Here is a 20,567-nt window from a genome sequence, read left to right on the forward strand (position 1 = left end):
TTTTCTGAATTTAATCAAGCAGGATTTTTCTGATACGCGTCTTTAGCTGATTACTGTACCCAACCAACAAGACCCATATATGCTGTTGAAGCAAACTAGATTTATTTAATACCGCTCTAAAAAATTTGGTATGAGAAAATTAATGACGCTCTTATTTGTCATCTTGCTATATGGATTGCAGCAGGTAAACAGCGCTACCATTACAGTTACCAATACCAACGATGCCGGCGCCGGTTCGTTACGGCAGGCCGTCCTGGATGCCAATGCAAACCCGGGTGCGGACATTGTGAATTTCTCCATTACCGGAACGATCAATTTAACGTCAGGCCAGATATTGGTCAGTGGCGAATTAACCATTGATGGTCCCGGCATGAACCAGCTGACCATTAACCAAACGACTGATAACCGCGTGTTTGTCACAGCTTCTGGTGCTGTGCTTTTTACCGTTCAAAATCTTACACTGAATTTTTCAGGACCTGGCACCACTCCTTATTCCGGTGGTGGCGGAGCCATTCTTGCCGGCGGCGCCGGTGCTTCCACCACACTAACCAATGTGACCATTCAAAATTTTACGCAACAAATAGGTAACGGTGGTGCCATTTCCCAGAGTTCCAGCCTGAACACTCATAACCTCACCATTACTAATTGTGTTTTTACCAACAATAAATGCGGTGGTGCAGGTGGTGCGGTAAGTTTTAATTCGCAGGGAGGAACCGCAACCATTACGGGCTGTACGTTTACCAACAATCATACAGGCCCCGTGGGTGCCAATACCGGTGGCGACGGCGGTGCCATCTCTACAACAGGCGGTGGTTCCGGTGGTACTTACCTGATCGAAAAAAATACGTTCATCAATAACCGGGCAGAAAATACCGGCGCCCATGCCGGCGCCATCATGAATACCAATGGTACGGCAACCGTCCGTTTCAACCGTTTTATAGGAAATACTTGTGCCAATACCTCTAATCCACCACTGGCAAACGTTATCGGCCAGGCAGGCGGTTCTTCCGTACAGGTTACAATCGCCGATAACAACTGGTGGGGTGTCAACACCGGCCCCGGCACCAATGATGCAACAGCCTTGGCGGTTGGTGCTACAATGACGCTTACCAAATGGCTGCAGTTAAAATCGACCGCTTCACCCAACCCAATCTGTAATACATCGGCAGGACTTGGAAATACGACCACCGTTACAGCCAGTTTCCTTTCCAACTCTGCAGGTGAAGCCATTTCCGTATCAAACCTCTCTGTTTTACTTGGATTGCCGGTAAGCTGGAGTTCGACCTTGGGAAGCCTTTCATCACAGCAAACGGCAATTCAGGCAAGTGGAACAGCCACTGCACTCTTCACTTCCAACGGAACAGGCGGCACAGCAACCGTGAACGCTGTAGTGGATAATCTCACAGCAGTAGAAACGTCGCCTTCCAGGGCAAACATCACGGTCAATACATTGCCAACAGTTGCACCCCTGATTAGTACAACCACTTGTGCCGGGAGTACGGTGACATTTACCTCGACGATAACCGGAACACCTGCACCAACTATCCATTGGCGTATCGGCACAACAAATCTTGTGGATGGAGTTCAGGCTTCCGGGTCAACCATTTCAGGTGCCGGCACGGCCACGTTAACCATTACCAATGCGCAACCAGGTGATGCGGTGTCTAACTATAATGTACAGGCCAGCAATGATTGCGGAACTGCAACTTCTACGAATGCAACACTTATTGTGAATATTCCTTCCGTTGCACCTACCAGTATTACCGGAACAACAATATATTGTAACCCGGGTTCTACCACATTAACAGCTGAAGGGGGTACATTAGGTACCAACGCCCATTACCAGTGGGGAACCGGAAGCGTGATTGGAACCTCACCTTTAGTGGGAGAAATCAGTTCGACTCTTACCGTGTCTCCAACCACTACCACCACGTATTGGGTTCGCATTGAAAACACAGCCTCACCGTGTGCCGCAAACACCGATGGTATCACACAGGTCGTAACTGTTAACCAGCCATCCATAGCCCCGACCAGTATTACAGGAAACACAACCACCTGTTTTGGTAACTCCACCACGTTAACGGCAACAGGAGGTACTTTAGGAACAGGGGCAAACTACCAATGGGGCACAGGAACGGTTGTCGGAACATCGCCACTTCCTGGAGAAACAAACTCGACTCTTACGGTGTCACCAGCTTCTAACACGACGTATTGGGTACGGATTGAAAATACCGCTTCCCCGTGTACACCAATGACCAGTGGAGTAACACAACTAGTTACAGTTTACCAGCCATCCGTTGCGCCTACGGGAATTACAGGCAATACCACCATCTGCAGTGGTGATCCCACCACATTAACAGCCACCGGTGGTACGTTGGGAACAGGAGCACATTACCAGTGGGGCACCGGCACTATTGTCGGCACATCCCCATTAGTGGGAGAAACGTCTTCGTCGCTAACTGTATCGCCATCCGGCAATACCACCTATTGGGTTCGGATTGAAGGCACGACTTCTCCCTGTTTGGCCAATACAGGCGGCGTTACGCAGCTTGTAACTGTAAACCAGCTTTCTGTTGCCCCAACCGGTGCTACCGGAAATACCACCATTTGTAGCGGTGGCAGCACGACGTTAACGGTTGCTGGCGGAACGAAAGGAACCGGAGCAGTAACAGAATGGTTTACGGGTTCTTGCGGAGGCACTTCGGCCGGTACGGGGGATGCCATCACTGTTTCACCAACCGGCACAACAATCTATTATGTGCGGTATGCCGGTACGTGTAATACCACGACTTGCGGCATGGTAACAGTGAATATTGCACAGACCAATACAATTCAGCTTACCTCGGCAACCGGCACGAATGCACAAACCGGATGTGTCAATACCCCGATAACAACCATCACCTATGCTACTACAGGCGCTACGGGTGCTACCATTAGTAATTTGCCTGCCGGCGTAACAGGGAACTGGTTAGCCAATGTGGTAACAATCAGCGGCTCGCCTTCGGCCAGTGGCACCTTCAACTACACAGTATTGCTTACAGGTGGCTGCGGAAATGTCAGCGAAAACGGCTCAATAACGGTAAATCAAGTGCCGACAGTGAGTGCGCCATCTGTTACACAGCCTACGTGTGCACTGCCAACCGGAACGATTGTAGTAAACGCAAGTGGTGAGGGAGCTTTGGAATACAGGCTTAACGCAGGCGAATGGCAAACGTCGAATAGCTTTAGCGGGCTTGCAGCGGGTAGTTACAACATTTTCGTAAGACTTCAAGGCAACACCGCCTGCGCAACCAGTTATAGCGGAAACCCCGTTATATTGAATGCTGCAACCGGCTGTACCGTACCGCCAACGTTTACCCTTTGCCCGGTATCAAAAACCGTCAATACGGATGCAGGTGTATGTACTGCTACGTTAAGTTTGGCTACACTACTTAGCTATGTAGCAGCTACGGGTACTCCGGCACCGACATTAACTGTAAAAGTTGGGAATACAACGATCACTTCATCGTACACTTTCCCGAAAGGGAATACCACGGTTACTGTCACGGCATCTAACGGAACCTTGCCCAATGCTACTTGCAGCTTTACCCTTACAGTTGAGGACAATCAGCCGCCGGTGATTAATACGATAGCACAGCCGATTGTGCTGCTGTGGTCGCCCAACCATAAATACCAGAATGTGAAGGCATCGCAATTTGTTACCTCTGTAACGGATAATTGCGGCAGCATTCCTGTAAACAGTGTGGTGATTACAAAAGTAACCAGTGATGAACCCGATGATATACCGGGCAAGGCAGATGGCAACACCACGCAGGATATTAAGATTGCGGCAAACTGCACGTCGGTGGATCTTCGTAGCGAAAGAATAGAAGGAGGCGACGGCCGTGTATATACCATCTACCTGCAGGTAATGGACAGCAAGGGCAACATAGGTACTGCAAGCGCCAAGGCGATTGTGCCACCTAGTCAAAGTGGCACGACAGCCGTAGATAACGGCCCCGCATATACAGTGTTCAGCAACTGTAACATCGCTGCTGCCCTCACCCTGAACACGGCCGCTCCACAGCGGTTGATACAGGAAGTACAAGCGTTGCAGGTGCATGCTCTGCCTAATCCGACCACTCACCAGTTTACAATACAGCTTACGGGTGGCTCAGATGAAGGGGTGAACCTGCGGGTGGTAGATGTGCTTGGAAGAGTCGTGGAGGCAAGGAAAGGCATTCCGTCCAATGCCTCCCTGCAGATCGGATCAACCTATCGTCCGGGCATTTATATTGTGGAAGCCGTGCAGGGTAGCAAGCGGGTAACCCTTAAATTGATTAAACAACCCGATTAAACAAATTGATTGTCAGAAGTAAAAAGGCGGCGCATGGATGTGCTGCCTTTTTGTTGTATGATAGAATTAGAAATAGCAGGGTGTCGTAAACTCCAAAAAATCGTGATGATACGATTGCCAGGTGTTAGAAATCGAGTATTTATTTCCCAAAGACGATCGATTCTGCTAATCGTGTTGAGTTGGATAGGAGGGCGGTCCTGAATTGGTTATCCAATCTCTTTCCATCCGTGGTAGTCAGAACCGGTGTGCTCCAGGATTTCTCAAAGCTCTTGTTATTATTTCTAACATGCGGATGAAAAAGTTTTCGAGGTTGTTTCGGTAGTATACGTCCAGCGTGTTAAAGGATACATCGATATCACAACAGAGCCTTTTCGTTTCCATTGTTTTGTGGTGAAGAAAAAATATTGTTAGAAAAAAGAAACGACGTCGCAAGAACAGTCTTGCTCTGTGCTATCGATCCTGCTGAAAGTTTTTAAATAACTTGTTGAACTGTTCAGTATCGGTCAGGCAAAAGGGTGGGGATGATCATGGTAGAGAGGCTTCAATGCCTAAAGGTATTTCACATCTTGTTCCACCCTTTGTTCTTTCGATATATTGTTAATTACTCGTTCCTTGAATCTGCTGAATTGTAAACATGGGATGCGGTTTTGTACAAGTGGGGCTGAAGTGCTGATTTCATCTGTAAACAGAAATCAACAGAATCGCTGGAATGAAGCTGGAGTAATGCTGTTACCCACCTTTACAAAGCGCTTCTACGATTAGGGGCATTGGAGGACAACACTGGTCAATAGTTTATGAAATTATATGCCTACAAAAGGAATTTCAAAGACATGTAAAAAATAGACATCGATATGATAAACGTAACGGCTGCCCGATATGCGAAGAAGAACGTAGTTCTAAAGACAGCTTTCTCGCATTACTTTGTGTTCCTGCGAGAGGGGCACTAGAAAGGGAAAATATTAAGACCTTGGAAAACTTGGCAAAGTGGACAGAAAAGGAAATTCTCGCTCATCATGGAATGAGACCAGGCACAATTCCAAAACTTAAAAAGAACGTAGTAAAATCAAAATCTCATAAAAAAGTAATTGCCGAGAGCAGGAGATAAGCAACTCTGTGTTTGGCCACACCTGTAAAAAAATAGTTTGACAATGGTATCAATTGACACGTTTCGAAAATTAGCACTTTCGTTTCCCGAATCAACAGAAGAACGTCACTTTGAAAAGACTTCATTCAGAGTGAAGAGGAAAATCTTTGCAACCTATGATACTGTAGTGAAAAGAGCTTGTATCAAGTTATCAGAAATAGACCAGGACGTATTTTCTTCTGTTGACAAGACAATCATCTTCCCGGTTGATAACAAATGGGGCAAACACGGATGGACGCTAATTGAAATGAGCAAAGTGAGAAAAGAATTATTTATTGACGCTTTAACAAAAGCTTATTGTGAAGTTGCACCCAAAAAACTTGCTGATCAAGTCAGGCCCCATGTCAATGAATCAACAAAGACAATGAACCGTTAACGTCATATCGGCAATAGCGGGGCTGACCTTGTAAATTCAGCAGTTGTATTTCTGTTGCGCATTTGTGCAAAACTAAGGCGGACGATTTTCGAATGTCCTGCCTTCGCCAATCCGTTCTCCGTTATTGGCCACTGCTACACGTCTCCAAATGCTGAACAAGAATGAGATGTTTTTCTCAAAGGGGCTACTCGCCCCTTTCTGAGTTTTCTTTTGTCTTCACGAAACCATTCGACTCGTAAGCATGACGGGTCTTCAATAAGACAATGCAGCTTCCTTCTTGTTTTCAGATACTACATTCTTGTGCGAGTCAAGCTTCATTTTCTTATGCCAGAATATGTACGACAGTATACCTGGTGCAAACCAAAGCAGCATCGTCAGCATCAACGGATTAAAGGTTTGCGATACCGCGATGCCTGAATAAACGGCAGCAATCAAGTCAAAAAACAAACCGGCGTAAGCCCATTCTTTTATTCTGACGTAACCGGGAATTAACAGTACAAGGGAACCAATGAGTTTCGCCCAGCCTGTAAAAGGAATAAAATATTCCGGGTAGCCCAACATGCCGTGGATTAATTTAATTGAATCATCATTTACCACGATACTCGACCAGGAGGAAAAAATCATTAATGCACAAAAAAGTATCGTGAAGATCCAGTAAAGCGTGTTGATTGTTTTGGGTTTCATAATTTTTGATTTGATGACAAAGATGGACTTGATTGCTGATCTTTTCCCTGTGCAATTACGGCAATTAAATGGGTGGATTGCGACAAATGGCCACAAGCGAATGCGTCTATCTCCATATGAATAATCTTCGAAAGCATTTTGGTAGAGAGTAAAATCGATTGTTCAAAGCAACAATACATATCTAAAACGGAATGGATCGTCCTGGCGGTGATGCAAAATGTGTTTGAAGGACTAATCTATGTAGCCAACACCGGAGACCTTCACAACCCGGTTGAAAAATCTGTTTTTCTCTTTTGCGTTCTGAAGTGGAAAGTTTTGTCTTCATTTGCCCGCAGTCAGTGCCAAACGATTTGTTTTGTCCTGTGGCATCAAGAAAGACCATGGCGAAGAAAAGAGCTCTAAGCGTGTTTTTCCCGCAAGTTGGAGGTTGGCTCTTGTCCATTTCAGTAGCCGTTTGAGCGTTTCGCTTTTCAACATAGTGAAAATCCTACCTGGTAAGATCAATCGCTTCAATCTTCGTTCTGCCCTGCAACCGATTGACTGAAAATGAAACTTACTTGGTGGATCCTGAGGGACTCGAACATTTAGAAGCTAGTAGATGTATATCAGCTATTTACGTATGCAAATGCCTGTCAGGTGACAAACCGATGAACTAGTCTCACTTTGCGTCGAAATGGCCCGTTTCAAGAACTGCAGTAAAGGTATACGGCTATCTCTTATACAAAAACCTCTGAAGGTTAAAAGCGAGCCAGAGCATAGACTACCTATGATGGATCGTAGGTCCAAGTGCTCGATTCTGCCAATAGTGCTGAATAGGATAGGAGGAGTACTCTAATTGATCTATTCAATCTCTTGCCAGGCAAACCAGTAGGAGAAAAGCAATGAAGAATACAATCATTATTAGGAAGTTCGGTGAAAAGAACAGTTCTGACAGAGTGTTACTCAGGCAAATGGTCCTACAGCAGTAAACAAGAGAATAGTTAGCAAAGAAGGTTTAACGATTTGTGCAAATTTTGTGCACAGGTCCACATGAAAAAAGGAGTTACTGGTGTAACTCCTTGAATTTCATGTGGATCCTGCCGGATTTGAACCAGCGACCCTCTGATTATGAGTCAGACGCTCTAACCAACTGAGCTAAGGATCCGGTTATTAGGAAATTGCCTTGGAACGGCGGAGCGCAAAAATAAGAAAAACCGCTTTTACTCCTTCACCTCTTCAAAATCGATATAGTCGCCGAAGGTTTCCTGCCCTTTTTGGGGCGAACCGTTTGAAGACGATTTGGGTGGATGGGCGCCCATGGGCGGCGCTTGCGCATCGTGGTGCATGTCACGGAAACGCTGCTTTACTTTTTGTGTTGTCCGGTAGATGGGAAGAATAAAATCAAACACCAGCTTGAACAGCACATAGAACAAAAAAGCAAAGAAAAGAAAACTTAAAATCATAGAAACCAAAGTTACAATTGCCACTTTATTCAAATTGGATTTGGAATGTATTTAACGTTTGCCGTACATTTGCTACAGCAAAGGAAAATCGGAAGGGAACGAGGACGTTCCCTTCTTCTTTTAGGATATGCAAACAGAAACAATCATCGGGGCATTGGAAGCAAAGATCAATGCCCTTTTAGAGGCCCACCCCGCACACTTTTTGGTGGAGGTCCGCATTAAGCCGACCAACAATATCAAGGTGTTTATCGACTCCGATGAGGGGATCATACTTTCCACGTTGATTGAGTACAACCGGAAACTGTACAAGGAAATCGAAGAAAGCGGGCTGTTCCCGGCCGATGATTTTTCGCTGGAGGTCTCCTCGCCGGGACTCGACGAGCCGCTGAAAAAACATCGCCAGTACAAGAAAAATGTGGGCCGTTACGTACACATTACCCGGAACGACGCCACGGTGGTGGAAGGAAAACTGCTGGACGCTTCAGACGAAGGCGTGATCGTGGAAACGGAAACCGGTAAAGGAAAAAAGAAAGAAATCAAGCAGGAAACTGTTTTGTTCAGTGATATAAAAACAACAAAAATTCAAGTAAAGTTTTGAGACAGCGACAAGCCATTTGCCGCAAGCCACAGGCCTTTAGGGGTTGCTTGCAGCTTGGAGCTTGGAGCTGGAAGCTAAAAAAACAAAGCTATGGCCAGTATCAACCTGATAGAAGCATTCCAGGAGTTTAAGGATGCCGAAAACATTGACCGTCCCACGCTGATGCGTGTTGTGGAGGATGTATTCAAAACCCTCATCCGCAAAAAATACGGCAGTGACGATACGTTCGACGTGATTGTGAACGCCGAAAAAGGTGACCTGGAAATCTTCCGTCGCCGTACGGTGGTCGATGATGATGATGTGTACAACACGCTGGAAGAAATTGAGGTGACGGAAGCCAAAAAAATCTCCCCCGACTACGAAGTGGGCGAAGAAGTGTACGAAGAGGTAAATTTGGAGGATTTCGGCCGCCGCGCCATCCTGGCCGCCAAGCAAACACTGGCCAGCCGCATTTCCGACCTGAAGAAGAACGTACTGGCCAAAAAATATGGCGACCGCATCGGCGAGATCATTTCGGCCGAAGTCTACCAGGTGTGGAAAAAGGAAATCCTCCTCCTGGACGAAGAAGGCAACGAACTGATTCTGCCCAAAAGCGAACAGATCCCGCAGGACTATTTCAAAAAAGGGGAGAACATCCGTGCCGTCGTGAAGAAAGTGGACATGAAGAACAATACGCCGGTGATCATCCTTTCCAGAACCTCGCCTGATTTTCTGGCAAAGCTTTTGGAAATAGAAGTTCCGGAGATTTTCGACGGCCTGATCGTGATCAAAAAGATTGTCCGCGAGCCGGGCGAACGGGCAAAAGTGGCCGTAGAGTCCTACGACGATCGGATCGACCCCGTTGGCGCCTGCGTGGGTATGAAAGGTAGCCGCATCCACGGCATTGTTCGCGAGCTGAAAAACGAGAACATCGACGTAATCAACTGGACAAACAATACCCAACTCCTGATCCAGCGTTCCCTGACGCCGGCCAAGATTACGACAATGGACCTGAATAACGAAGACCGGCATGCAAGTGTGTATCTCAAGCCCGACCAGGTGTCGCTGGCCATCGGCCGCCGCGGCGTGAACATCAAACTGGCGTGTGAATTGACAGGGTATAATATCGACGTGTATCGCGATAACGAAGGAGAAGTGGAAGAGTTTGACATCGACCTGGAAGAATTCAGCGACGAGATCGAAAGTTGGGTGATCGACGAGTTGAAGCGCATTGGTTGCGATACGGCCCGTAGCGTACTGGACCTGACGCCGGAAGAACTGGAGCGCAGAACAGACCTGGAAAAGGAAACCATCGCTGAAGTGCGCAAGGTACTTCAGGCGGAATTTGAAAAAGAATAAGGGAGGTAAGACGTGAACGCCAAATGTGAAACAGGAATGCTTGTTAAAAAAACCTTCTGTTTCACTTTTCTCGTTTGACGTTTCCCCGACCGATAAAACGAAGTTTATTTAAAAACAGTTAATGTCAGAAGTAACAACAACACCGCGCTTAATGGCAGCCGCCAAAGAATTCAACATCGGGAAGGATACCCTGGTGGATTTTTTGGTGGGCAAAGGGTTTAACAAAGACGAGCTGAAACCAACGGCAAAGCTGACCGAGGACATGTACCGGGCTTTGCAAAATGAGTTTCAGAGCGACAAGGTGGCCAAACTAAAGGCCGTACAGATCGACCTGCCCAAAGGCGCTGTTAACGAACAAAAAAAGAAGCGGGACGAAGAAGAGGTCCTGCGTTTCCGCAAAGAGGAGAAAAAGCCGGCAACCAAAGAAGCCCCGGCACCGCCTCCTGTGGAGGAACCGCAGCCGCCTGCACCGGTGCAGGAAGTAGCAGCCGTGCCTGAACCGGTTGCCGCGCCGGAGCCCGCAGAACCAGTCGAAGTGCCGGCACCGCAGGAGCAGGAAGAAGTGGTGGCAACCAGGCCCGAGGTACCGGAAATCGAAGGACCAAAGATCATCGGCAAGGTTGACCTTTCGGCCATCGACTCCTCCACACGTCCCAAAAAAGGCGTGAAAAAAGCAGTGGAGGAAGAACCGGCAGCACCGGCGGCCCCTGTGCAGGAAACTCCGCCGGCACCGGTGGAAGAACCGGCGCCGCTCGAAGAGTTGCCGGAAACTGTCGTGCAGGCCGTTGCAGAAACCAACGTCATTGACTTGCCGGAAGCCAAAGAAGAAGAGCCGGTCATCGAAAACATCAAAGCGGAAAAATTGGAAGGCCCGAAGATTTTAGGCAAGATCGAGTTACCGGTAGACAACGATACCCGTCCGAAACAACTGGACGAAAAGCGGAAGCGCAAACGTATCCCGATTGAAAAACGCGGACCGACAGCCTTCCGCGAAGGCGGTCAGGCCGGCGGCCAGCAGGCAAGCACAGGCCAGGGCGGCGGCGGACGCTTTACCCCGCAGAAAAATGTTGGCGGCCAGCAAGGTGGCGCAGGTCGTGGCCAGGGTGGCGGCGGCCGGTTCTCGCCGCAGCGCCGTGGCGACCATCGCGGACCCCGCGAAGACCGCCAGATCGACGAAAAAGAAATTCAACGGAAAATACAGGAAACGCAGGCCAAGCTTTCCGGTGGTGGTGGCAGGGGCAACAAGGCCCTGAAAGCCAAACGCCGCGATCGCCGGCACGAAATGGCCGAAGGAGCCGAAGGCGTGGACAACAAGCTGCAGGTAACCGAATTTATTTCGGTGAGCGAACTGGCCAACCTGATGGATGTTTCCTTTGCTGAGGTAATCAGTAAGTGTATGAGCCTCGGCATCATGGTGTCGATCAACCAGCGCCTGGATGCAGAGGTGATCGAACTGGTAGCATCGGAATTTGGCTATGATGTCGAATTCATCGACATGGAAAAGCAGCTGGAAATGGAAGAGGAGGAAGAGGAAGACAGTGCCGACGACCTGCAACCGCGTTCGCCGATTGTCACCATCATGGGTCACGTCGACCATGGTAAAACATCACTGCTCGACTATATCCGGAAGGCCAACGTGGTGGCCGGTGAGGCGGGTGGTATCACCCAGCACATCGGTGCCTACCAGGTGAACCTGCCCAACGGCAAGGACATTACCTTCCTCGATACGCCGGGTCACGAAGCGTTTACCGCCATGCGTGCCCGTGGTGCAAAAATTACCGACATCGCGGTGATCGTGATTGCGGCGGATGATGCCATCATGCCGCAGACAAGAGAGGCCATCTCCCACGCACAGGCGGCAAATGTGCCGATGATTTTTGCCATCAACAAGATCGATAAGGACGGTGCCAACCCGCAAAAGATTTACGAACAACTGGCCAACATGAACATCCTGGTGGAAGCCTGGGGCGGTAAATTCCAGAACCAGGAAATTTCTGCCAAACAAGGATTGAATGTTGACCTGTTGCTGGAAAAAATATTGCTCGAAGCCGAATTGCTTGATCTGAAAGCCAACCCGGACAGGGAAGCCTCCGGCAGCATCATTGAAGCCACACTGGACAAAGGTCGTGGCTACGTGGCAACCATTCTTGTGCAGAACGGGACCTTGCAAAGCGGCGACCTGGTGGTTTCCGGCCAGCACTATGGCCGCGTAAAAGCGATGATGAACGAGCGGAACAAACGCGTCGACGAAGCCGGTCCTTCTACGCCGGTATTGATCCTCGGTTTGAACGGTGCGCCGCAGGCCGGTGAAACCTTCCGTGTGTACGAAGACGAAAGTGAAGCAAAAGAAATAGCCAACCGCCGTGCCCAGATCCTGCGGGAGCAGGGAATGCGTGCCAAGAAGCACATCACACTGGATGAAATCGGCCGTCGCCTCGCACTTGGAAACTTCAAGGAACTGAAAGTGATCATCAAAGGTGACGTGGACGGTTCGGTGGAAGCCCTGAGCGACTCGCTGCAGAAACAGTCAACCGAAGAGATCCTGGTTTCTGTGATCCACAAGGGTGTCGGACAGATCAACGAAAGTGACGTGGTACTGGCCGAGGCGTCCGATGCCATCATCATTGGCTTTAACGTCCGTCCGTCGCTGCAGGCCAACCGCCTGGCCGACAACGCCGGTATCCAGATCAAGACCTACTCGATCATCTACAACGCCATCGAAGAGATCCGCAGCGCCATGGAAGGCATGCTGGAACCGAAAACGCAGGAGAAGATCATTGGTAACGTGGAGATCAGGGAAGTCTTCAAATTCGACAAAGCAACGGTTGCCGGTTGCCAGGTTGTGGAAGGCCGCATCAAGCGGGACAGCAAGATCCGCCTGATCCGCGACGGTATCGTGGTTTACCCGACTGCCGAAGGCGCACAGGCCGAACTGGGATCGCTGAAACGTTACAAGGACGATGCAAAGGAAGTGCTGACCGGTATGGAATGCGGTTTGACGATCAAGAACTACGCCGACATCAAGGTTGGCGACGTCATCGAAGCCTACGAAGAAGAAGAAATCAAGCGCACGCTGTAAAGCCTCCCCAGCCCCTCCGGTGGAGGGGCTGGCTTTGCACAGAGCCTGCTTGAGCACGATACAACAAAGGCTCCATCATTTTACATGATGGAGCCTTTTTCTTTTATGTGACCGGCAGCAGATGATCGATTGCGCTTTCGTTGCGTCGCACACGTCAGGGTTCAGAGCAATACTGAGCAAGGAATGTGTCTTGCCTAAGCTGGCCTTTGTGTGCCAGCCAATCCCCCATTGGGGGGCAGGGGGGCTTGACCAAAGAACTTCCCCACAAAAGGTAGCTTCGCCAACTCTTTTCCTTCCACCAGGCCAATAAACCAGGCAAAGATGAAAAACAGCAGGGCGCCAAATGCCCGGTTGATCCATTCGTTCAGGTGCAGCAAACCAAAAGCGGAATGAAGGCCGAAAAAGGCCACGCAGATCAGGATGTACGCCACCAGCTTTTTCCAGGCGTAAGGCACACGGTAGGCCTTCTGTCCCCAGACAAACGAGGTGACCATCATGCTGCCATAGCAAAAAAACGTTGCCCAGGCACAGGCATAGTACCCAAAATAGGGAATGAAAACAGCGTTGATCAAAAGCGTAATCAGGGCGCCGATCAGCGTGATCCAGGCGCCGGCCATCGTCTTGTTGGAAAGCTTGTACCAGATGGAAAGATTGTAGTAAATACCCAAAAACATGTTGGCCAGCAGGAGTACCGGCACCACGCCGAGTCCCTGCCAGTAAACCGGGTTGGTAATGAAATGCTTCCAGATATCTAAAAAGAGCACCACCGCCAGGAACATAAAGCAAACCGTGATGACAAAAAACTTCATCACCCGTGCATAGATTTTTTGGGGCTGCTGTCCCTGTGCGGCGGAGAAAAAGAACGGTTCCGCTGCCATGCGGAAGGCCTGCACCGACAGGGTGATCAGGATCGAAAGCTTATAACAGGCGCTGTAAATCGCTACCTGGACTTTCGCGGCGCTTTCGGTTGGCGCCGACGACCACCATTTGAGCATGATGCGGTCAAAGGTTTCGTTGATCATGCCCGCAAAGCCAGCCAGGATCAGCGGCGACGCATAAAGAATGATCTCCTTCCAGAGTTTGGCATTGAACCGGAGTTTGAAAGAGAAAAACTCTTTGGAAAGAAACAGGAGCGTAAAGACGGACTGCAGCAGGTTGGCCAAAAGGATGTATCCCACGCCAAAACTTTTATTGTACCAAACCCCGATAAAGCTGTTCGGATTTTTGGCCTGCAGCGACGGGCATGCCGAAAGGAAAAAGATCGTCAGGCCAATGTTGATGACAATGCTGGCGATGCGGATAAGGGCAAATTTGCGCGGCTTGCTCTGGTAACGCAGCTTGGCAAATGCCAGTGCGCCCAACGCATCAAAGGCAATGATGAAAGCCGCCATGGTCATGTATTCCGGGTGTTTTTCCACGCCCAGCAGGGTGGCCAGGGGTTGCCGGAAAAACAGCAGGATCGAGGTGAAAAGAACCGTGGAGCCGATCAGCGACAGGGTGGACGTGCTGTAAACCTCCACTTCCTCCTCTTTTGATTTGGAAAAACGGAAATAGGCCGTTTCCAGTCCGTAGGTGAAAATGATGTTCAGGAACGGGATAGCCGCATAGATGATGCTCATTTCGCCATAGGCCGTTTCCTTCAGCACCGAGGCATTGGTCAGGTAGGGGGTAAGCAGGTAATTCAAAAAGCGGGCAGCAATTGAAGAAACTCCATACCACAGCGTCTGTCCTGCCAGTTTTTTAATGCCGCTCAAATAGAATGTTTTTTAGAGAAAAAGCAAATTTAGGGAATAGCAAGGCGCAAGTAGCACCCGGCGGAAAGCCTTTTGGTGCAAGTCCTCTTTTCAACAAAATCTTCACCAAAGTGCAAAAACCGGCAGACAAAGAGTTTCTTCAGCCTCGGTCGCTGCTTGCCACCTGCTCTTTCCTGCTCGCTATTCCCGGAATCGTGGATTGTTGAGAAAGGCCGAATCAGAGAGTGTCCGGATGAAGGCCACCAGGGCATCTTCTTCCGTATCTGTTAGTTGAATGCCGTTTGTCAGCAATGGATCCAGCGTGGGACTGCCGTTCACGCTGAAACGGTAATGTTGTATCACGGTGCGAAACGTGTTGATCCTTCCGTCGTGGGTGTAATAAGAGGTGAATTCCGCATTGCGCAGGGAAGGTACACGGAACTTGAGTGAGTCGGTGCGGCTGCCCGAGACCCGCATCCGGCCATAGTCGTTCAGGAACGGGTCCGCTTCAAAACCCGTGTTCCGGTAGCTGAAATCGGTGAACAGGGGCTCGGCATGGCAGGCAGCGCATTTTGCCCGAAAAAGGGTATACCCCGCATTTTCCTGTGGGTTGAAGACGGCTTCACCTTTGCGCATCCTGTCGTATTTCGAATTGGCCGAAACAAGACTCAGTACAAACTGGTTCAGCGCTTTGTATAGCCGATCCTCCGTGATTTTTTCGTCGCCGAATGCGGCCCTGAACAGCGGCTTGTAGGTTTCGTCGTTGCCGATCTTGGCCAGCACGTTGCCAACAGTTTCGCCCATCTCTACCGGGCTGGTAATATGGGCACGGTACACGTCCTCCGGTTTTGCCGCGCTTCCGTCCTGGTTGAAGGCGGGATACCAGGCCAGGTTGAACAGCCCCGGCGCATTGCGCAGCGTATGCGAATTGTTGACACCGTGGCTGCGATCGTGCTCAAAAGTGGTAAAGGCCGCCACCGGCTGATGGCAGGAGCCGCAGGAGTGCACCTTGTCAACAGAAAGGCGGCCATCGAAAAATAATTTCCTGCCCAGTCGAAAACCTTCTTCCGTCAGCGGGTTCGCCTGGAAATCGTAAACGGGTTGGGGAAAGCCGGCCGGCACGCTGAAGGGAATCACGGTGGTCTCCAACCGTGTTTTGCGGCAGCCGTTCAGCAGCAGCGAACCGGTCGCCACAAAAAGAATCAAAGTAAAAATGATGACACGGGATTTCATGGACACTTGTTCGCACTAAAATTAGCGCAGAATCGACCCGGACGGTTTACGAAAAATCAGTGGGGCGAAATTTCTTCCGGGCCTGCTTCACTTCCGAACTGCGTTTTTTACTTTCAACCCGTCTTTCTTTTGCTGCTTTCGACGGCTTGGTGGCAATGCGCATTTTTTTCTTCTTCAGCGCCTGTTCCAGCAACGCGTTTACTTTTTTGATCACTTCCTCCTTGTTGGCAAGTTGGGTGCGGTGGGTTTGTGCTTTCACCACCAGTTCGCCTTCCGCGTTGATGCGGTTGGAGAGTTTTTCACGGACCAACTCTTTTTGTGCATCCGTCAGCAACCGGGAAGTACCGACGCTAAAATAGGCGATCACGGCAGTCTCCACCTTGTTCACGTTTTGTCCGCCCTTACCGCCGCTACGGGTGGTTTGCAGGTTTATTTCTGAAGAAAAATCCATTTGCAATTCAAAATTCAAAAGTGAAAAGTAAAAATTGTACCGCAGGTTTTTGGATTTTTTACGGTTTACTTTTACGTCTTATGCGTGCCGTTATTCAAAGAGTTGGCAAAGCCAGCGTTACCGTCGATGGGAAAGTAACCGGGCAAATCGGTGAAGGCTTATTGGTCCTGGTCGGAATAGAAGATGCCGACACGGGCGAAGACATCAACTGGCTAAGCGGGAAAATCGTGAACCTGCGAATCTTTGGTGACGAAAACGGAGTGATGAACAAATCGGTGTTGGAAACAGGCGGTGGTATTTTGCTCGTCAGCCAGTTCACCCTGCATGCGTCTACCAAAAAAGGGAATCGGCCAAGCTATCTCAAAGCAAGCAAGCCGGAGGTGGCCATACCGATGTATGAAAAAATGATCAGGCAACTGGAGAACGATCTTGGAAAAAAAGTTGAAACCGGAATTTTTGGTGCCGATATGAAAGTGGAACTGCTCAATGATGGCCCGGTAACGATTGTGATGGATACGAAAAACAAAGAGTAGGACCTTCTTCCTTTTTATGAAGGAAGAAGGTTGTTCCCTGGTAAAATTTTTATTCAGTACCGGAAGCCTTCAAAGCTTTTGTGAGAAAGGCAATCTGCCCCAAATGATAGATGTCGTGCTGGATAATGCCGGTCAACAATTTCCGGTAAGGATAGGTTCGTTCGCTGACGTTTTGCGCTAAAATTGAATCGTCTTTTTGCTGCAGGAGCCGGATCAGTTCATCCTGTGTTTGCTGCAGCCGCTTTCGTCCTTCGGGCCACAGGCTTTTGTTGGTGTGATCCAGATTCTGCCAGTCGTTGTGTTCAAAATGGGCCAGGCTTTTTTCCGACGGCGCCAGGTGGCTGATCACGAATTCACGCCAGTTGCACATGTGCCAAACCAGTTCCAGGATGCTGTGCTGTCCGCTGATCTTTTCAAAAGCAGCCTGCTCGCTTACTTCTCCCAAGAGTACACTGGCATTCCGGCCAAACCACGGATCGCCTTCCCATGTTTCCTTCAGTTGTTCAATGAGCAAATTGATCTCTTGTTTCATCGGGCAAAAATAAAAAAGTCAAAATTCAAAAAGAGAGCGTCGCCGTTTCCGGCTTTTTCCCGTTTGAATTTTGACTTTCGTATCTGGTCAGTATAAACTACTTGCTCAGGTACATGCTCCGGTCTTTGTACAACTGCCGGAAGTAAGGATCACGCAGGTCTTTGATAAAGCGGATCGCTTCGCCGGTGCTTTTCATTTCAGGGCCCAGTTCCTTGTTCACATTCGGGAATTTGTTGAACGAGAACACCGGTTCTTTGATGGCAAAGCCATTCAGCTTTTTGTCAAATTCAAAGTCGGTGAGTTTGTTCTCGCCCATCATCACCTTGGTGGCAATGTTCAGGTATGGAATGCCGTATGCTTTCGCGATGAACGGTGTTGTACGCGACGCTCTTGGATTGGCTTCGATCACATAGACCTTGCCGTCCTTGATTGCAAACTGAATATTGATCAGGCCCTTTATGTTGAGGGCTCGGGCAATTTTCTCCGCGTAGTATTCCATTGTTGTTACCGTAAGCGGCGGCAGGTTGAAGGCCGGCAGAACGGCGTTGCTGTCGCCACTGTGAATGCCGGCGGGTTCAATGTGCTCCATCACGCCCATTACATGGAAGTTTTCGCCGTCAAAGATGGCGTCGATCTCGGCTTCCTGGCAACGGTCGAGGAAGTGGTCGATCAGGATTTTATTCCCGGGGATATGTTTCAATAAAGAGATCACCGCTTTTTCCACTTCGTCGTCGTTGATCACGATCCGCATCCGTTGTCCACCCAGCACATAGCTGGGGCGAACCAGTACAGGATATCCCACGCGGTTGGCAACTGCAACGGCTTCGTCTACGGTGAAGGCCGTGCCGTAATTGGGATAAGGAATCTCCAGTTCTTTCAGCATATCGCTGAAGCGGCCGCGGTCTTCGGCAATGTCCATGTTGTCATAAGAGGTGCCGACGATCTGAATGCCTTTTTCGTGCAGGCGTTCTGCCAGCTTGAGCGCCGTTTGACCGCCCAGCTGCACAATCACTCCTTCCGGCTTTTCGTGTTCGATGATCTCCCACAGGTGCTCCCAGTAAACCGGTTCGAAATAGAGCTTGTCGGCGATGTCGAAGTCGGTGGAAACCGTCTCGGGGTTACAGTTCACCATGATGGCTTCGTACCCGCATTCTTTGATGGCAAGCAGGCCGTGAACGCAGCAGTAATCGAATTCGATGCCCTGGCCAATCCGGTTGGGACCGGAACCAAGGACAATGATTTTCTTTTTGTCGGTTACCTTGCTTTCGTTGGTATGTCCTTCTTCGAAGGTGCTGTAGAAGTAGGGCGTCTTCGCTTCAAATTCGGCGCTGCAGGTATCCACCATCTTGTACACACGGGTGATGCCGGCAGCCTTGCGTTTTTCATACACGTCTTCTTCGTTGGCGTCCCCCAGGATGCGGGCAATCTGCTCATCGCCGAAACCATGAATTTTTGCCTGCTTCAGTACATCGATGGGCAAGTCGGCCAGGCCATATTTATCCAATTCTTTTTCAATGTTGCAGATCTTTTGGATCTCGTACAGGAACCAGCGGTCGATCCCGGTAGCCTTGGCGATGGTGTTCACACTGATGCCCAGCATCAGGGAATCTTTCAGGCGGAAGATGCGGTCCCATTTCGGCGTTTTGATGTATTCGAGAAGTTCCTCCGCGTGCATCTGGCTCTTGCCGTAATAACCCAGGCCCACGGCATTGTTCTCCAGGCTTTGACAGGCCTTTTGCACCGCTTCGGTAAAGCTGCGGCCAATGGCCATCACTTCACCCACGCTTTTCATCTGCAGGCCGAGTGTGTCGTTAGCACCTTTGAACTTGTCGAAGTTCCAGCGGGGAATTTTTACGATGACGTAGTCGAGTGCCGGTTCAAAATAGGCCGATGTGGTTTGCACGATCGGGTTTTTCAATTCGTCCAGCGTGTAACCGATCGCCAGTTTTGCCGCGATCTTGGCAATGGGATAACCCGTGGCTTTCGATGCCAGCGCCGAAGAGCGGCTTACACGGGGATTGATTTCGATCGCGATGATTTCTTCCGTTTCGGGGTTGAGCGAAAACTGCACGTTGCAGCCTCCTGCAAAATTTCCCAGGTCACGCATCATCCTGATCGCGGTGTCCCGCATCAGTTGAAACGCCGTATCGCTCAGGGTCATGGCCGGCGCCACGGTGATGGAGTCGCCGGTGTGCACACCCATCGGATCAAAGTTTTCGACGGTGCAAATGATCACCACGTTGTCGTTGGCGTCTCGCAGCAGTTCCAGTTCAAATTCCTTCCATCCCAGCACGGCTCTTTCCACCAGCACTTCGTGTATGGGGGAAGCGGACAGGCCACGCTGCAATGCCTCGTCCAGGTCGTCGGCATCGTGTACAAAACCGCCACCGGTTCCTCCCAGGGTAAACGAAGGACGGATCACCAGCGGGAAGCCGATCTGCTGCGCAAATTCTTTTCCTTCCAGGAAGGAGTTGGCCGTTTTGGCCGGCGCCACAGGCACGCCCAACTGGATCATCCACTGGCGGAATTTTTCGCGGTCTTCGGCTTTGTCGATGGCTTTGATGTCCACACCAATCAGCCTTACGTTGTATTGTTGCCAAAGCCCCAGGTCTTCGGCTTCTTTGGCAAGATTGAGCGCTGTTTGTCCGCCCATGGTTGGCAGCACGGCATCAATGTCGTTTTCCTTTAAAATCTGTTCAAGACTTTCCACCGTCAGCGGCAGCAGGTACACTTTGTCCGCCATCATCGGGTCGGTCATGATGGTAGCCGGATTGCTGTTGATAAGGATCACTTTGATTCCTTCTTCCCGCAGGCTGCGGGCCGCCTGCGTGCCGGAATAATCAAATTCGGCCGCCTGACCAATAATAATGGGACCAGAACCAATAATGAGGACAGATTTGATGGACGTGTCTTTGGGCATGCTTAAGAAGTTTACCCGTTCAGTTGTTTGCGTGTTTACAAGTTGGTTTCCGCTGTTGCGAACAACTCGTGAACTTGTGAACCGTGAACTCGTGAACGATTCATACAGATATAAAAAAACCGGGTTTTTACCCGGGGTGCAAATGTAAATGAAAATGACAATGGTGAA

12 protein-coding genes, 1 tRNA gene and 1 pseudogene are annotated in these 20,567 nt (G+C 49.7%); 6 read left to right on the plus strand and 8 right to left on the minus strand.

The annotated features are described in order from the left end of the window. The first annotated feature begins 130 nt into the window (after positions 1-130). Both D6024_RS07450 and D6024_RS07460 read left to right on the plus strand, forming a co-directional pair. Positions 131-4,336 carry an Ig-like domain-containing protein gene (locus D6024_RS07450; RefSeq protein ID WP_121353954.1) on the plus strand — a complete coding sequence of 1,402 codons (4,206 nt, stop codon included), beginning with the start codon at positions 131-133 and terminating at the stop codon, positions 4,334-4,336. Between the two features lie 1,148 nt (positions 4,337-5,484). Next, positions 5,485-5,856: an MmcQ/YjbR family DNA-binding protein gene (locus D6024_RS07460; protein ID WP_121353956.1), complete on the plus strand. Its 372-nt coding sequence runs from the start codon at positions 5,485-5,487 to the stop codon at positions 5,854-5,856. A gap of 252 nt (positions 5,857-6,108) precedes the next feature. On the opposite strand, the gene D6024_RS07465 is transcribed toward D6024_RS07460, so the two are convergent. The 3 genes from D6024_RS07465 to D6024_RS07475 all read right to left on the minus strand — a co-directional run bounded on the left by D6024_RS07465 (position 6,109) and on the right by D6024_RS07475 (position 7,982). After that, positions 6,109-6,540, minus strand: coding sequence for a DoxX family protein (locus tag D6024_RS07465; protein ID WP_121353957.1), 432 nt, complete (start codon positions 6,538-6,540; stop codon positions 6,109-6,111). A gap of 1,070 nt (positions 6,541-7,610) precedes the next feature. Continuing rightward, positions 7,611-7,684: transfer RNA gene (locus D6024_RS07470), tRNA-Met, on the minus strand. 55 nt (positions 7,685-7,739) lie between these two features. Further along, positions 7,740-7,982, minus strand: coding sequence for a hypothetical protein (locus tag D6024_RS07475; protein ID WP_162944613.1), 243 nt, complete (start codon positions 7,980-7,982; stop codon positions 7,740-7,742). Positions 7,983-8,109: 127 nt separating this feature from the next. Here D6024_RS07475 and D6024_RS07480 point away from each other — a divergent pair, with 127 nt between their 5' ends. The 3 genes from D6024_RS07480 to infB all read left to right on the plus strand — a co-directional run bounded on the left by D6024_RS07480 (position 8,110) and on the right by infB (position 12,997). Next, the gene (locus D6024_RS07480; protein ID WP_121353959.1) at positions 8,110-8,580 is read left to right on the plus strand and encodes a ribosome maturation factor RimP; all 471 of its coding nucleotides are present in this window, start codon (positions 8,110-8,112) and stop codon (positions 8,578-8,580) included. A 90-nt stretch (positions 8,581-8,670) separates the two neighbouring features. Further along, positions 8,671-9,918, plus strand: a complete 1,248-nt coding sequence (nusA, locus tag D6024_RS07485) for a transcription termination factor NusA (RefSeq protein ID WP_121353960.1) — start codon at positions 8,671-8,673, stop codon at positions 9,916-9,918. A 121-nt stretch (positions 9,919-10,039) separates the two neighbouring features. Then, positions 10,040-12,997, plus strand: a complete 2,958-nt coding sequence (infB, locus tag D6024_RS07490; RefSeq protein WP_162944614.1) for a translation initiation factor IF-2 — start codon at positions 10,040-10,042, stop codon at positions 12,995-12,997. A 194-nt stretch (positions 12,998-13,191) separates the two neighbouring features. Here infB and D6024_RS07495 read toward each other — a convergent pair whose 3' ends face one another. From D6024_RS07495 to arfB, 3 genes and pseudogenes are all read right to left on the minus strand, one after another. Further along, positions 13,192-14,751: an oligosaccharide flippase family protein gene (locus D6024_RS07495; RefSeq protein ID WP_240409982.1), complete on the minus strand. Its 1,560-nt coding sequence runs from the start codon at positions 14,749-14,751 to the stop codon at positions 13,192-13,194. Positions 14,752-14,931: 180 nt separating this feature from the next. After that, positions 14,932-15,963: a cytochrome-c peroxidase gene (locus tag D6024_RS07505; RefSeq protein WP_121353962.1), complete on the minus strand. Its 1,032-nt coding sequence runs from the start codon at positions 15,961-15,963 to the stop codon at positions 14,932-14,934. Between the two features lie 46 nt (positions 15,964-16,009). Continuing rightward, positions 16,010-16,399 (minus strand): annotated as a pseudogene (arfB, locus tag D6024_RS07510) (alternative ribosome rescue aminoacyl-tRNA hydrolase ArfB); the annotation flags it as partial. 95 nt (positions 16,400-16,494) lie between these two features. Here arfB and dtd point away from each other — a divergent pair. After that, positions 16,495-16,947 (plus strand): D-aminoacyl-tRNA deacylase, encoded by a 453-nt coding sequence (dtd, locus tag D6024_RS07515; protein WP_121354157.1) that lies wholly within the window; start codon positions 16,495-16,497, stop codon positions 16,945-16,947. A 49-nt stretch (positions 16,948-16,996) separates the two neighbouring features. Here the strand turns inward: dtd and D6024_RS07520 are convergent, their stop codons facing one another. Beyond that, complete coding sequence (locus D6024_RS07520; RefSeq protein WP_121353963.1) at positions 16,997-17,479, minus strand: DinB family protein; 483 nt, start codon at positions 17,477-17,479, stop codon at positions 16,997-16,999. A 97-nt stretch (positions 17,480-17,576) separates the two neighbouring features. After that, positions 17,577-20,399, minus strand: a complete 2,823-nt coding sequence (gene carB, locus D6024_RS07525; RefSeq protein WP_121353964.1) for a carbamoyl-phosphate synthase large subunit — start codon at positions 20,397-20,399, stop codon at positions 17,577-17,579. Positions 20,400-20,567 lie beyond the last annotated feature (168 nt).

Source organism: Flavisolibacter nicotianae, assembly GCF_003628535.1.
GTDB lineage: Bacteria > Bacteroidota > Bacteroidia > Chitinophagales > Chitinophagaceae > Flavisolibacter > Flavisolibacter nicotianae.

What these genes read in the sequence shown, in the direction of transcription:
- D6024_RS07450 (WP_121353954.1), top strand. Translation starts at nt 131, where the DNA reads ATGAGAAAATTAATGACGCTCTTATTTGTCATCTTGCTATATGGATTG.
- D6024_RS07460 (WP_121353956.1), top strand. Translation starts at nt 5,485, where the DNA reads ATGGTATCAATTGACACGTTTCGAAAATTAGCACTTTCGTTTCCCGAA.
- D6024_RS07465 (WP_121353957.1), bottom strand. Translation starts at nt 6,540, where the DNA reads ATGAAACCCAAAACAATCAACACGCTTTACTGGATCTTCACGATACTT.
- D6024_RS07475 (WP_162944613.1), bottom strand. Translation starts at nt 7,982, where the DNA reads ATGATTTTAAGTTTTCTTTTCTTTGCTTTTTTGTTCTATGTGCTGTTC.
- D6024_RS07480 (WP_121353959.1), top strand. Translation starts at nt 8,110, where the DNA reads ATGCAAACAGAAACAATCATCGGGGCATTGGAAGCAAAGATCAATGCC.
- nusA (WP_121353960.1), top strand. Translation starts at nt 8,671, where the DNA reads ATGGCCAGTATCAACCTGATAGAAGCATTCCAGGAGTTTAAGGATGCC.
- infB (WP_162944614.1), top strand. Translation starts at nt 10,040, where the DNA reads ATGTCAGAAGTAACAACAACACCGCGCTTAATGGCAGCCGCCAAAGAA.
- D6024_RS07505 (WP_121353962.1), bottom strand. Translation starts at nt 15,963, where the DNA reads ATGAAATCCCGTGTCATCATTTTTACTTTGATTCTTTTTGTGGCGACC.
- dtd (WP_121354157.1), top strand. Translation starts at nt 16,495, where the DNA reads ATGCGTGCCGTTATTCAAAGAGTTGGCAAAGCCAGCGTTACCGTCGAT.
- D6024_RS07520 (WP_121353963.1), bottom strand. Translation starts at nt 17,479, where the DNA reads ATGAAACAAGAGATCAATTTGCTCATTGAACAACTGAAGGAAACATGG.
- carB (WP_121353964.1), bottom strand. Translation starts at nt 20,399, where the DNA reads ATGCCCAAAGACACGTCCATCAAATCTGTCCTCATTATTGGTTCTGGT.